General features: G+C 62.5%; 12 protein-coding genes. 7 read left to right on the forward strand and 5 right to left on the reverse strand.

The window, feature by feature from the left end; translation table 11 throughout:
* Positions 1 to 127 precede the first annotated feature (127 nt).
* Both AC07W0_RS00985 and AC07W0_RS00990 read left to right on the forward strand, forming a co-directional pair.
* The gene (locus AC07W0_RS00985; RefSeq protein WP_003194418.1) at positions 128 to 607 is read left to right on the forward strand and encodes an Lrp/AsnC family transcriptional regulator; all 480 of its coding nucleotides are present in this window, start codon (positions 128 to 130) and stop codon (positions 605 to 607) included.
* Between the two features lie 165 nt (positions 608 to 772).
* Positions 773 to 982: a DUF2788 domain-containing protein gene (locus AC07W0_RS00990; RefSeq protein WP_026140189.1), complete on the forward strand. Its 210-nt coding sequence runs from the start codon at positions 773 to 775 to the stop codon at positions 980 to 982.
* Here AC07W0_RS00990 and AC07W0_RS00995 read toward each other — a convergent pair.
* The 4 genes from AC07W0_RS00995 to AC07W0_RS01010 form a co-directional block, all read right to left on the reverse strand.
* Entirely contained in the window at positions 977 to 1,612 is a 636-nt protein-coding gene (locus AC07W0_RS00995) for a pseudouridine synthase (protein ID WP_017848317.1), read from the reverse strand. The two genes, AC07W0_RS00990 and AC07W0_RS00995, sit on opposite strands and share 6 nt — an antisense overlap.
* 71 nt (positions 1,613 to 1,683) lie before the next feature.
* Complete coding sequence (gene amn / locus AC07W0_RS01000; RefSeq protein WP_173677794.1) at positions 1,684 to 3,156, reverse strand: AMP nucleosidase; 1,473 nt, start codon at positions 3,154 to 3,156, stop codon at positions 1,684 to 1,686.
* Positions 3,157 to 3,311: 155 nt separating this feature from the next.
* Positions 3,312 to 4,964: an acyl-CoA dehydrogenase family protein gene (locus AC07W0_RS01005; protein ID WP_102616981.1), complete on the reverse strand. Its 1,653-nt coding sequence runs from the start codon at positions 4,962 to 4,964 to the stop codon at positions 3,312 to 3,314.
* A gap of 69 nt (positions 4,965 to 5,033) precedes the next feature.
* Entirely contained in the window at positions 5,034 to 7,427 is a 2,394-nt protein-coding gene (locus AC07W0_RS01010) for a hybrid sensor histidine kinase/response regulator (protein ID WP_102616982.1), read from the reverse strand.
* Positions 7,428 to 7,715: 288 nt separating this feature from the next.
* Between AC07W0_RS01010 and AC07W0_RS01015 the strand changes: the two genes are divergently transcribed.
* From AC07W0_RS01015 to AC07W0_RS01030, 4 genes are all read left to right on the forward strand, one after another.
* Positions 7,716 to 8,513, forward strand: a complete 798-nt coding sequence (locus AC07W0_RS01015) for a hydroxymethylpyrimidine/phosphomethylpyrimidine kinase (RefSeq protein ID WP_026140190.1) — start codon at positions 7,716 to 7,718, stop codon at positions 8,511 to 8,513.
* Positions 8,514 to 8,531: 18 nt separating this feature from the next.
* Complete coding sequence (gene thiE / locus AC07W0_RS01020) at positions 8,532 to 9,161, forward strand: thiamine phosphate synthase (protein ID WP_017848322.1); 630 nt, start codon at positions 8,532 to 8,534, stop codon at positions 9,159 to 9,161.
* An 11-nt stretch (positions 9,162 to 9,172) separates the two neighbouring features.
* On the forward strand, positions 9,173 to 10,456 hold the full coding sequence (gene hemL, locus AC07W0_RS01025) for a glutamate-1-semialdehyde 2,1-aminomutase (RefSeq protein WP_046381936.1): 1,284 nt from the start codon (positions 9,173 to 9,175) through the stop codon (positions 10,454 to 10,456).
* Positions 10,457 to 10,681: 225 nt separating this feature from the next.
* A complete protein-coding gene (locus AC07W0_RS01030) occupies positions 10,682 to 11,236 on the forward strand; it encodes a tetratricopeptide repeat protein (RefSeq protein ID WP_017848324.1) in 555 nt (184 codons plus the stop codon).
* A 42-nt stretch (positions 11,237 to 11,278) separates the two neighbouring features.
* Here AC07W0_RS01030 and AC07W0_RS01035 read toward each other — a convergent pair whose 3' ends face one another.
* Entirely contained in the window at positions 11,279 to 11,605 is a 327-nt protein-coding gene (locus AC07W0_RS01035; protein ID WP_003194436.1) for a DUF1820 family protein, read from the reverse strand.
* Between the two features lie 131 nt (positions 11,606 to 11,736).
* Here AC07W0_RS01035 and miaB point away from each other — a divergent pair, with 131 nt between their 5' ends.
* Complete coding sequence (miaB, locus tag AC07W0_RS01040) at positions 11,737 to 13,062, forward strand: tRNA (N6-isopentenyl adenosine(37)-C2)-methylthiotransferase MiaB (RefSeq protein WP_017848325.1); 1,326 nt, start codon at positions 11,737 to 11,739, stop codon at positions 13,060 to 13,062.
* Positions 13,063 to 13,175: the final 113 nt, after the last annotated feature.

Genomic DNA, 13,175 nt, shown 5'->3' on the forward strand with positions numbered 1-13,175 from the left:
CTGTTGGTAATCATAGGCGCAGCGCCCCGACAGATGATTGCGAAGATTGCGTCAATAAACAGTGCTTGCGCAATTTTTAACCCTTAAGGGATAATTCACCGCAATAGTTACGACAAAGGCCAGCCCCATGAGCAAACTTGACCGATACGACCTGAGTATTTTGGCGGAATTGCAGCGCGACGCGAGGATCTCCAACCAGGAGTTGGCCGAGCGTATCGGGCTGTCGCCGTCGCCCTGCTCGCGCCGGGTCAAGCAATTGGAGGACGACGGCTACATCGCCCGCCAGGTCGCGCTGCTCGACCGCAAGATGCTCGGCCTGAGCCTCACCGCCTACGTGCTGATCGGCATGGACCGCCACACCCCCGAGCGCTTCGAGAACTTCGAAGCCGCCATCCGTACCCTGCCGCAGGTGCTGGAATGCAGCCTGGTGACCGGGATGGATGCCGACTATCAGTTGAAAGTGGTGGTGCCGGACATGGATCACTACCAGAAGCTGCTGCTGGGCCACCTCACTCGGATCGAAGGCGTGACCAGCGTGCGCTCGAGCTTTGTGCTGAACCAGGTATTGAACAGCACCGAGCTGCCGCTGACCCATCTGCGTACTTGAGATCGGTGACGGTCAAAGGTGGGAGGGAGCAAGCCCCCTCCCACATTCAGCCTGTGTTTCAACCGTGAAGTCTGCCTGCGACGCACCGACGCAGGTCAATGCCCAGCCCGAGCACTGCCGTATACTTCCCGCCTGCCCTGTCGGAAAAATTACCGAATGAACTCGATTGACCCCGCACTATTCGAAGAATGGATGATGACCGGCCTGGTCACGATTCTGATCATTTTCATGGGCTTCATCGTCTGGGACCTGGCGAAGAAATCCAAGGCCGGGCGTTTTGGCTCGTTCATTCTGTTTTTCGTGCTGGGCCTGGGCGTGGCCGCGTTCGTCATCAAGAGCGTGGTGATCGGCCTGATCGAGTCCGGCGCCTTATAAGCGCGCCGGTACGGCCTTCCATTGGCCCTGATCCAGGCCGTCGATGGACCAATCGCCAATCCGCACGCGCACCAGGCGCAAGGTGGGCAACCCCACCGCCGCGGTCATGCGCCGCACCTGGCGGTTTCGCCCCTCACGAATCACCAACTCCAGCCAGTGGGTCGGCACGCTTTTGCGAAAACGCACCGGCGGGTTGCGTGGCCATAACTCAGGCTCGTCCAGTTGCCGTGCTTCGGCGGGCAAGGTCATGCCGTCGTTGAGCTCCACCCCGTCGCGCAGGCGTTGCAGTTGTTCTTCGGTAGGTTCGCCTTCCACCTGCACCCAATAGGTTTTCGCCAGCTTGTGCTTGGGGTCGGCAATCCGCGCCTGCAATTGACCGTCGTTGGTCAACAGCAGCAGGCCTTCGCTGTCACGGTCCAGGCGGCCCGCCGGGTAGATGCCGGGGATGTCGATAAAATCCTTGAGGGTCGCCCGCCCGCCTTCGTCGCTGAACTGGGTCAGCACGTCGAACGGTTTATTGAACAGGATCAGCTTCGGCTCGGCCGGTGGCGCCTTGGCGACGCGACGGGCTGCGGAATACGGGGCTTTCACGCCAGGGCGACGCGAATCGGGACGGCTGGGACGGGACATGGCGAAGGAACATCTAACGGTCAGGACCGACAATGCTAGTGGCCTGACCGCTAAATGACCATCCCAACCGCTTAGCGGAACGGCGGCTCGTCGAAGCTGCGCAGTTTGCGCGAGTGCAGCGAGTTGAGCTCGGTGCGCAACAGGTCGACCGCCTCGATGCCGATCTTCAAGTGCTGGCTGACCGCCCGCTCATAGAACGCGTTGGCCGAGCCCGGCAGCTTGATCTCACTGTGCAACGGCTTGTCCGAGACACACAGCAACGTGCCGTAGGGCACGCGCAAACGGTAGCCTTGGGCGGCGATGGTGCCGCTTTCCATGTCCACCGCGACGGCGCGGGACAGGTTGATCAGCGGCCGTTCCTGGGCCCAGCGCAGTTCCCAGTTGCGGTCGTCGTAGGTCAGCACGGTGCCGGTGCGCAGGCGCTTTTTCAGCTCTTCGCCTTTTTCGCCGGTGACGTTGGCCGCCGCTTGCTGCAAGGCCATCTGCACTTCGGCCAGGGCCGGGATCGGGATATTCGGCGGCACTACGCGGTCGAGAATGCCGTCACGGCGCATATAGGCGTGAGCCAGGACATAGTCGCCGATGGTCTGGGATTGGCGCAGGCCGCCGCAGTGGCCGATCATCAGCCAGCAATGCGGACGCAGCACGGCCAGGTGGTCGGTGATGTTCTTGGCGTTGGACGGGCCGACGCCGATGTTGACCAGCGTCACCCCGTGGCCGTCACTGGCCTGCAGGTGGTAGGCCGGCATCTGGTAACGGTGCCAGACCACGCCTGCGGCAATGGCGGACGCTTCGCCGTGGTCCATGCTCTTGTCGATGATCACGTTGCCCGGCAACACCATGCGGATAAAACGCGGGTCGCTGCGCAGTTGCTCCAGGCCATGCACGATGAACTGGTCGACATAACGGTGGTAGTTGGTCAGCAGGATCCACGGCTGTACATGGCGCCAATCGCTGCCGGTGTAATGCACCAGGCGGCGCAGGGAAAAGTCCACGCGGGCCGCGTCGAACAGGGCCAGGGGCAGCGGGTCGGTGTTTTCCCAGTCGTACAGGCCGTCGGCGATGCCATCGGTGGCGGCCGACAGGTCGGTGCTGGGGAACACCCGCGCCAGGGTCGCGGCGGTCACGCCGGAGCCGGCCAGTTCGTCGCCCTGCTCGACCACATACGGGTAAGGAATATTCTGCTGGCTGACGCCGACTTCCACCGTCACGGTGAAGTCGTGCATCAGCGGCACCAATTGCTCCAGCAGGTATTTACGGAATGCCGACGGATGGGTGACGGTGACGCTGTAAGTCCCCGGCAGTTGGACCTTGGCATACGCCCGGGTGGGTTGTGGGACTTCGCCATGGCATTGGTAAGTCAGGCGCAGCTCCGGGTAACGAAACATCGCGCGTTGTTCGGCGTCGGGCTCGACGCGGTCCTTGAGGTATTGCTTGAGGGCCTGATTGAGCGCGCCGGTAGCACGCTCATGCAGAGCCGCCAGCCGGTCCACGGCTTCTTCGGCGGTTTGAACGACAACAAAAGCTTCGGTCACGGTAAGCATCCTGTGTGCTGACTTGCAGACCTTTATCTTGCCTGTATCCCTGTCAGACGCAAACTTTGAATTGGCATGCCTACTCAAGAAGAGCTCAGTCCCTGTGGGAGGCTGGCACACCGCGATCGCAGGCAAGCCAGCTCCCACATGTTGACCGCGTGTATTCAAAGGGCCTGTGGCGTGGACCGCGCGACAATCGCCTCAACATCCACACCACGTGGCAAGGTGCCATACACGCGTCCCGACGACTGGCCCAAACGGCTGGCGATAAACCCATCGCTGACCGCCGCGTTCCCGGACTCCAGCAACAACTTGGCCTGCAACGCTACGGCAATGTCCTCGGTCAGTTGCCGCGCGCGGTACTGGATATCCTGGGTGTCCATGAACGCCGACTTCAGTTGCTCAACATGCCGCGCCAACTGCCTGTCGCCATGCCCGTCGCCCAGCTCGACGAACAGCGCTTCCAGCACGCCCGGTTCTTTGGACAAGGCGCGCAGCACGTCCAGGCACTGCACATTGCCGGAACCTTCCCACGTCGAATTCACCGGCGCCTCACGATACAAGCGCGGCAGGATACTGTCCTCCACATAACCGGCACCGCCCATGCACTCGGCGGCTTCGTTGATCATCGCCGGCGCGCGCTTGCAGATCCAATACTTGCCCACCGCCGTCACCAGCCGGGAGAACTTGGCTTCCTGCTCATCGCCCAAATGATCGAGGGCGCGGCCCATGCGCAAGCTCAAGGCCAGCGAGGCCTCGCTTTCCAGCGCCAGGTCGGCCAGCACGTTTTGCATCAGCGGCTGCTCGCTGAGTACGCGACCGCCGACCGAACGATGGGCGCAATGATGGCTGGCCTGGGTCAGCGCCTGGCGCATCAAGGCGCTGGAGCCGACCATGCAATCGAAGCGGGTCATGGCGACCATCTCGATGATGGTCGGCACGCCACGGCCTTCTTCGCCGACCATCCAGGCCAGGGCGCCGCGGAACTCGACTTCGCTGGACGCGTTGGAGCAATTGCCGAGTTTGTTTTTCAGACGCTGGATATAGAACTGGTTGCGCGTGTCGTCCGGACGGTGTCGAGGCAGCAGGAAACAGGTGAGGCCCTTGTCGGTCTGGGCCAGGGTGAGGAACGCATCGCACATCGGCGCCGAGCAGAACCACTTGTGCCCCACCAGCTCATAGGCTTGGCCGGGGCCGCCCGCGCCCACGGGGTAAGCACGCGTGGTGTTGGCGCGCACGTCGGTGCCGCCCTGTTTCTCGGTCATCGCCATGCCGATGGTGGCACCGGCCTTGTGGGCGATGCCGACGTTGCGCGGGTCGTAATCGGTGCTGAGGATTTTCGGCAGCCAGGTCTGCGCCAGATCCGGTTGCAGGCGCAGGGCCGGGACGCAGGCAAAGGTCATGGTCAACGGGCAGCCGGTGCCGGCCTCGGCCTGGCTGTGCAGGTACGTCAGGGCAGCACGGGCCACATGGGCGCCGGATTGTGGATGAGCCCACGGCAGCGACGGCAGGCCATGCTCGACGGCGGTGTGCATCAGCTCATGGTAGGCCGGGTGAAACTCCACCAGGTCGACACGGTGGCCATAGCGGTCATGGCTGCTGAACTGTGGCTTGTTCTGGTTCGCCAGGAACCCGGCCGCCATCAGCGGCCCACCGGCCAACGCGCCATAGGCATCGAAGCGCGGTGCTGCCCAGCCGGCGTCGAAGCGGCGCGACCAGTCTTGCAGCGGCACATCGATGCGGTACAGGTTGATGCCGTCCAGGGAGGGCGGCTGGTTGGTGACGTCGTGGGTTTCGGCGAACTGATGCAGGTTCATGACGGGCCTCCTGGAAAAAAGGCCACCTGGGGTTGCGGCCCGAATTTCAGTTAAGCACCGTCATCTCGCTTAAAAAAGTGGCATACGCGCCGAATGTCCGGCGCTTTCGCCCTCTGACGGACACAGCAGCCGACGTTCCAGCAGCGCTTGCAGCGCGTCGAAACGTACCGGCTTGACCAGGCGCTCGGTGATGCCGATGCCATGACAGCGCTCGCGTTCGGACACATTCAACGTGGTGCTCAGGGCGATCACCGGTAACTCGCCGCAGCCGGGCAACGCGCGAATCTGACAGCACAACGAGAAACCGCCTTCCGGTATATCCAGCAACACTGCGTCGAAGGTTTCCCCCTGCAACGCCGCCAACGCCGCCGGCCCGCTGTCGACGGTTTTCACCCGATAACCGAGCTTGAGCAACATGCCGCGCACCACCAACTGGCCGACGCTGTTGTCGTCCACCAGCAGCACCGCACACTGCGCAGGCGTGCGTGCGTGCGCGGGGCTTGCCGGGCGTGGCTCGGGCTGCAGCGGGGTGACCGCCAGTTCCAGCTGAAAACGACTGCCCTTGCGCGGTTCGGAATGATGGGTAAGGCGCCCGCCGAGTAATTCGATCAGTTGCCGGCAGATCGCCAGACCAATCCCCAGGCCGCCGTATTCGCGGGTCGTCGAGCCATCGAGCTGGAAGAAACGCTGGTACAGGGTGGCCTCGTCGAGGAACGCAAAGCCGATGCCCGTGTCGGTGACGATAAAACTCAGGCGCACTGCACCATCGCTCAGGGGCACGCCGACCACCCGCAGACGCACGACGCCTTCGTGAGTGAACTTGAAGGCGTTGTCCAACAGGCAATCCAGGCACTGGCTGAGTTTGTCGGCATCGCCGCGCAGGCGATCGGGCAAGTCGTCGGCGACATCGATGGAAAAGGCCAGGCCTTTGCTCTGGGCGCTGGCGCTGAACTGCTGGCGCAAGGTGTCGAGCACGCCGCGCAGGCTGAACACCCTGGGCTGGGCACTCAGGCGCCCGGCCTGCAACTCGGTGAGGGTGAGGATGCCATTGACCATCCGCATCATGTCCCGCGCCGAGCCGGCGGCGGTTTGCTGGTAGTTCGCCAGGTCGTCGTCCAGAGGCACGGTCTGCATCAACTCCAGGGAGCCGATCACCCCATTCATCGGCGTGCGCAGTTCGTGGGTCAGGGTGGCGAGGAATTCGTCCTTGAGCCGGTTACTGCGGGCCAACTGCTGGTTGAGCACTTCGAGCTTCTGGCTCGCGTCGTAGAGGATCTGCGCCTGTTGCTCGCGCATGGCGTTGATGCGGTCCGCCAGGGCCAGGGACAACAGCGCCACTTCGATCGCCGAGCCGATCTGGCTGGCGTACATGGTGAGGAACACATTCGGCAGGTAACCCAGCACCATCAAGGTGTTGACCACGCCGCCCAGCAGGAACGCCGACCAGGCGATGATGAAATAACGCGCCACCCGCTGGCCGCAGTACCAGGCTTTGATGGCGGCGACGAAGATAGTCACGGTGAACACCAGCGCCAGGCCGGTGGCCAGGCGCAGCGCGAGAGCGTAGCTGGTCATCAGTGAGAGCAGCATCACCACCGCGCCACAGGCCACCAGCGCCAGCAACAGGCGATTGATCCAGCGGCTGTGCTGGGCGGTGTGCAGGAAGCTGCGGGCGAACAAGCTGCCGAACAACGCCGCCGAGCCGATCATGAACGGCGTCGCGGCATTCGCCCACCAGGGGTTGTTCGGCCAGAAATACTCCACCGCCGCACCGTTCACCGACAGCTGGTACAGACCGAACGAGGCGATATAGAAGATGTAATAAAGGTAGCTGGTGTCGCGCACGCTGAGGTAGATGAACAGGTTGTACACCAGCATCCCCAGCAACACGCCATAGATCAGGCCCAATACATATAGGCGCAGCGGTTGTTGTTCCAGGTAGGCAGTGCTGGACCACAGCGTCAGCGGCGCCTGGATCGAACCTTCGCTTTGCAGGCGCAGGTAGACGGTCTTGGTTTCGCCCGGCGTGAAGTCGACCTTGAACAAGTAGTTGTTCTGGCGAATCTCGCGGCTGGAGAACGCCAAGGCATCCCCGGTGCGACCGGCCAGGCGATAGTTGCCGGTGCTGTCGGGCAAGTACAGGTCAAGGTGGTCGAGGGGCGGATAGGCCAACTCCAGCAGCCAGGTGCGCTGGGTTTCAGGCAGCTTGGGCTGGTAACGCAGGTTGACCTTGAGCCAGAACACCGAGCGCGAATAGCCGGCGTTGAGGGTGTCTTTGTCGTGGGGCTTGAACTGTGTGGCAGCGGCGGGAGCGCTCACATCGGCGATGGTCAGGGTGTTGGTCGGGTCTTCGAGCACTTGCATGGCCCGGCCCAGCGGCAGGCTTCGCGTGTCTTGGGTGAACTCAATGGCGTCGGCGAGCAGCGGTAGCCCGCACAATAATAAAATCAGCAAATAACGCATAGAGCCCCAGCGTGACCTGTCCGGTCATGTCAAAAAGCCCCCCATTCCTTTTGAGAAGACGTATACCGGCGATACAGTAAGTTGTTTCGAATCACTTTAGCATAGCCGCTAAAGGCCATTAGACACCATTGATATAATTTTTCTAAAGGCTCTAGAACAAGGCTTTCAGCGGAATTCATAACTAAAATCCGATACTAGCAAACAGCCATAATCGCCCATGGTTCCCGGCGAAATTCAGCCATCGCCAGACGGCCACGCCAAAAGCGTTTGGTGGTAAGCTCGCGCACCATGAATATCTACAGCTCTCGCCCCGTTGTCCTCTGTCTCTCCGGCCATGATCCCAGTGGTGGCGCCGGCTTGCAGGCAGATATCGAAGCCCTGCTCGCCCAGGGTTGCCATGCGGCCCCGGCCGTTACCGCGCTGACGGTGCAGAACACCGTCAACGTCAGTGATTTCCGCGTGCTCGACCGCGAGTGGGTGCTGGCCCAGGCCAACGCCGTGCTCAGCGATTCGCCAGTGGCGGCGGTCAAGCTGGGCATGCTCGGCTCCACCGCGATGGTCGACACCGTGGTCGAACTGCTGCAGGCACACCCGCACCTGCCGGTGGTGTGCGACCCCGTGCTGCGCGCCGGTGGCGGCGGCAGCCTGGGCAAGGACGAAGTCGGCTACGCCATGCGCGAGCGGCTGTTGCCGTTGTCGCTGATCGCCACGCCCAACCTGCCTGAAGCACGCATCCTTGCCGAACTGCCTGAGGGCACGGCGGACGAATGCGCGGAAAAGCTGTTGCCGTTTATCAAGCACCTGCTGATTACCGGCGGCCATGGCGATGAGCACCAAGTCCACAACCGTCTGTACAGCCGCGACGGCACGCGCCAGACCTTTACCTGCCAGCGCCTGCCCGGCAGCTATCACGGTTCGGGGTGTACGCTGGCCAGCGCGCTGGCGGGCCGGATCGCCCAGGGTGAAGGCCTGGTCAGCGCCGTGCAATCGGCCCTCAACTACACTTGGCGCACCCTGCGTGACGCCGAACAACTCGGCCAGGGCCAGTTCGTGCCTCGCCGGCTGCCGCTGGATTTCTGCTCGTAACACCAAGAGGCCTGCCCGATGAAACTACGTGGCCTTTATGCCATTACCGACAGCCAATTATTGGCCGGCAAATTCCTCGCCTACGTCGAAGCGGCGCTGGATGGCGGCGTGACCCTGCTGCAGTACCGTGACAAAAGCAGCGACGAGGCCCGGCGCCTGCGTGAAGCGGAAAAACTCCGCGAATTGTGCTCGCGCTACAAGACCCAACTGATCATCAACGATGACGCCGAACTGGCCGCGCGCCTGGGCGTCGGCGTCCACCTGGGCCAGACCGATGGTCCCCTGACCACGGCCCGTGCGTTGCTGGGCTCCAAGGCGATCATCGGCGCCACCTGCCACAGCCAGATCGAACTGGCCGAACAGGCCGCGAAAGAAGGCGCCAGCTACGTCGCCTTCGGCCGCTTCTTCAACTCCAGCACCAAGCCCGGCGCCCCCGCCGCCAGCCTCGAAATGCTGGCCCAGGCCCGCGCGCGCCTGCAGTTGCCGATCTGCGTGATCGGCGGCGTCACCCTGGAGAATGCCGAACCGCTGGTGGCCCACGGGGCCGACTTGCTCGCCGTGGTACACGGCCTGTTTGGTGCCGACAGCACCCAGGAAGTCACGCGCCGCGCCCGCGCTTTCAACGATCTTCTTAAATCTTCAGTTTAGAGAGCCCGATCATGTCCCGTTCCGAAACCCTGTTTGCCGATGCCCAGAAACACATCCCCGGCGGTGTGAACTCCCCCGTGCGTGCATTCAAGAGCGTCGGCGGCACGCCGCTGTTCTTCAAGCATGCCGAAGGCGCCTACGTCACCGACGAAGACGACAAGCGCTATGTGGACTACGTCGGTTCCTGGGGCCCGATGATCCTCGGCCACAGCCACCCGGACGTACTCGACGCCGTGCGCCAGCAGTTGCAACACGGCCTGTCCTACGGCGCCCCGACCTCGATGGAAACCGAGATGGCCGATCTGGTCTGCTCGATCGTGCCGTCGATGGAGATGGTGCGGATGGTCAGCTCCGGCACCGAAGCCACCATGAGCGCGATTCGCCTGGCCCGCGGTTTCACCGGCCGCGACAGCATCATCAAATTCGAAGGCTGCTACCACGGTCACTCCGACAGCCTGCTGGTCAAGGCTGGGTCCGGCGCGCTGACCCAGGGCGTGCCAAGCTCGGCCGGTGTGCCGGCAGACTTCGCCAAACACACCCTGACCCTGCCGTTCAACAACATCGCCGCCGTCGAGCAGATGCTCAATGAAGTGGGCCAGGAGGTGGCGTGCATCATCGTCGAGCCGGTCGCTGGCAACATGAACTGCGTACCGCCGGCCCCGGGCTTCCTCGAAGGCCTGCGCGCACAGTGCGACAAGCATGGCGTGGTGCTGATTTTCGACGAAGTGATGACCGGCTTCCGCGTAGCCCTCGGTGGCGCCCAGGCGCATTACGGCGTAACGCCGGACCTGAGCACCTTCGGCAAGATCATCGGTGGCGGCATGCCGGTGGGCTGCTTCGGCGGCAAGCGCGAAATCATGCAATACATCGCGCCGCTGGGCCCGGTGTACCAGGCGGGCACCCTGTCCGGTAACCCGCTGGCCATGGCCGCCGGCCTGACCACCCTGCGCCTGATCAGCCGCCCGGGCTTCCATGCCGAGCTGACCGACTACACCTCCCGCCTGCTCGACGGCCTGCAACAGCGCGCCGATGCCGCCGGCATTCCGTTTGTCACCACGCAAGCAGGCGGCATGTTCGGCCTGTATTTCAGCGGCGCCGACGATATCGTCACCTTTGAGGACGTGATGGGCAGCGACGCCGGCCTGTTCAAGCGCTTCTTCCACCTGATGCTGGACGGCGGCGTGTACCTGGCACCGAGCGCCTTTGAAGCCGGCTTCACCTCGATCGCCCATGGCGACGCCGAGTTGAAACTGACCCTGGATGCTGCCGAGCGCGCCTTCGCCGCCCTGAAATAACCGGCACAGCATTCTGACGTCGCCCCCCGGCGGCGTCAGATTTGCTACTTTGCTTACAGACTTTTCCTGGTTTTCTCGAGAAATCACCTGCAATCCGGCAGATAACTTGCCCAACCGGCAGAAAAACGAGTAAAGACTTTGTAAGCAGAGGTCTGCTTATTTCATAATGCGCGCTTATTGGACCCCCGAGGGTCCGCGTGCCCCGTCAGAGGTAAGTCGATTCCCATGAAACGCACCGGCCGCACCCTGGTCCTGGGCTGCCTGTTGCTCCTTCAGCCGCTGCTGGCACATGCACAAGCAGGCGGCAACTCGTTGTTAATCCCAGCGATGGGTCGTTGCACCCTCAATACCCAGCCAGACAGCCAGGCCGAAGCCCTGAGCGCGTGCCAGAAACAGGCCGACGGCGGGGATGCGCAGGCGCAATACGAGTTGGGCGAGTACTACCACGACGGCAAGAACCCCGCGCGCGACCTCAACAAAGCGTTGAACTACTTCGAAAAAGCCTCGCTGCAGGGCCACGCCCAGGCGCAATTCCAGCTGGGCACCATGTTCTTCAAAGGCGAAGGGGTGCCGGCCAATAACGTCCAGGCGTATATCGTGCTGAAAATGGCCGCGGTCAACGGCGCCGAAGACGCGCTGGACACCGCCGACGAAGTTGCCGAACACATGCAGCGCGATGAACTGGAACTGGCGACCCAGGTGCTGGGCCAGATCTTCCGCAATTATCTGCAGGAACTGCAGAGTGCGGATGGGCGCTCGCCGTTCTCGCCCCTGCCCTGATCGACCGGTGACGAGGGAGCCAGCGCCCTCGCTACAAACGCCCTACTTCTCTGGCATCGGCATCGGAAACGGCATGACATTGCTCGTGCCACGCGCTTCGCTGATCTTCGGCGTGCCCAGGCGCTCGACTTCATCGATACGCACGATCGAATGCATCGGCACAAAACTGCGCACCACGCCTTCGAACTGGGCCTTGAGTTTTTCCTCGCCCGGGTCGACGACCAGCTGTGTGCGCTCGCCAAAGACGAACTCTTCCACTTCCAGGAAGCCCCACAGATCACTTTGATAGATCTGCTTGGCGTACATTTCGAACACCTGGCCCTGGTTGAGGAAAATCACCTTATAGATTGGAGCTTCACGTTTGGTCATGGTGGGCGGGGAACACATCGAGGATATAAAAGAGGGCGCGAACTATAGCATGGCACCCGATGCACAGTGCTAGGAACCGATGGACATGACCCCTATAATGCGCGGTTCTTTACCACCAGTTGACGATTCCCATGGCCAAGAAGCTCTACATTGAAACCCACGGTTGCCAGATGAACGAGTACGACAGCTCGCGCATGGTCGATCTGCTGGGTGAACATCAGGCCCTGGAAGTCACCGCCCGCGCCGAAGATGCCGACGTAATCCTGCTCAATACCTGCTCGATCCGCGAACGGGCACAGGACCGCGTGTATTCGCAGCTGGGCCGCTGGCGTGAATTGAAACTGGCCAACCCGGAGATGGTGATTGCCGTCGGCGGCTGCGTCGCCAGCCAGGAAGGCGCAGCCATCCGCGACCGCGCGCCCTACGTGGATGTGGTCTTCGGCCCGCAAACCTTGCACCGCCTGCCGGAAATGATCGACGCCGCACGCCTCACCAAGCTGCCCCAGGTCGACGTCTCGTTCCCGGAAATCGAAAAATTCGACCATCTGCCCGAGCCGCGCATCGATGGGCCGAGCGCCTACGTGTCGGTGATGGAAGGCTGCAGCAAGTACTGCACCTTCTGCGTGGTGCCCTACACCCGCGGTGAAGAAGTCAGCCGGCCGTTTGACGATGTAATGTCAGAAATCATCCACCTGGCCGAAAACGGCGTGCGTGAAGTGACCCTGCTGGGCCAGAACGTCAACGGCTATCGCGGCCAGACCCACGACGGGCGCCTGGCCGACCTCGCGGAGCTGATCCGGGTTGTCGCCGCGGTGGATGGCATCGAGCGCATTCGCTACACCACCTCGCACCCGCTGGAGTTCTCCGACAGCCTGATCCAGGCCCACGCCGAAGTGCCGGAGCTGGTCAAGCACCTGCACTTGCCGGTGCAATCGGGTTCGGACCGCATCCTGTCGGCGATGAAACGCAACCACACCGCCCTGGAATACAAATCCAAACTGCGCAAGTTACGCGCGGCAGTGCCGGGCATCTGCATCAGTTCGGACTTTATCGTCGGCTTCCCCGGCGAGACCGAGAAAGACTTCCAGCAGACCATGAAGCTGATTGAAGACGTCGGTTTCGACTTTTCCTACTCGTTTGTCTACAGCCAGCGCCCCGGCACGCCTGCCGCCGACCTGCTGGACGAGACCCCGGAAGAGCTGAAAAAAGAGCGCCTGAACGCCCTGCAACATCGCCTGAACCAGCAGGGGTTCGAGATCAGTCGACAAATGGTCGGGTCCACCCAGCGCATCCTGGTCACCGACTACTCGAAAAAAGACCCGGGCGAACTGCAAGGGCGCACCGAGAACAACCGCATCGTCAACTTCCGTTGCGACAACCCGACCCTGATCGGCCAGTTCGCCGATGTCCACATCGATGCGGCGCAACCGCACTCGTTGCGCGGCTCTCTGGTGTAATAAATGTGCGAGGGGGCTTGCCCCAAATTGCGGGACATCAGCAGCACATGAGCTGCCTGACACTCCGCTATCGGGGGCAAGCCCCCTCCCACACTGGATCGGGTTGGATAAGT

Source organism: Pseudomonas sp. GW704-F2 (assembly GCF_059423025.1).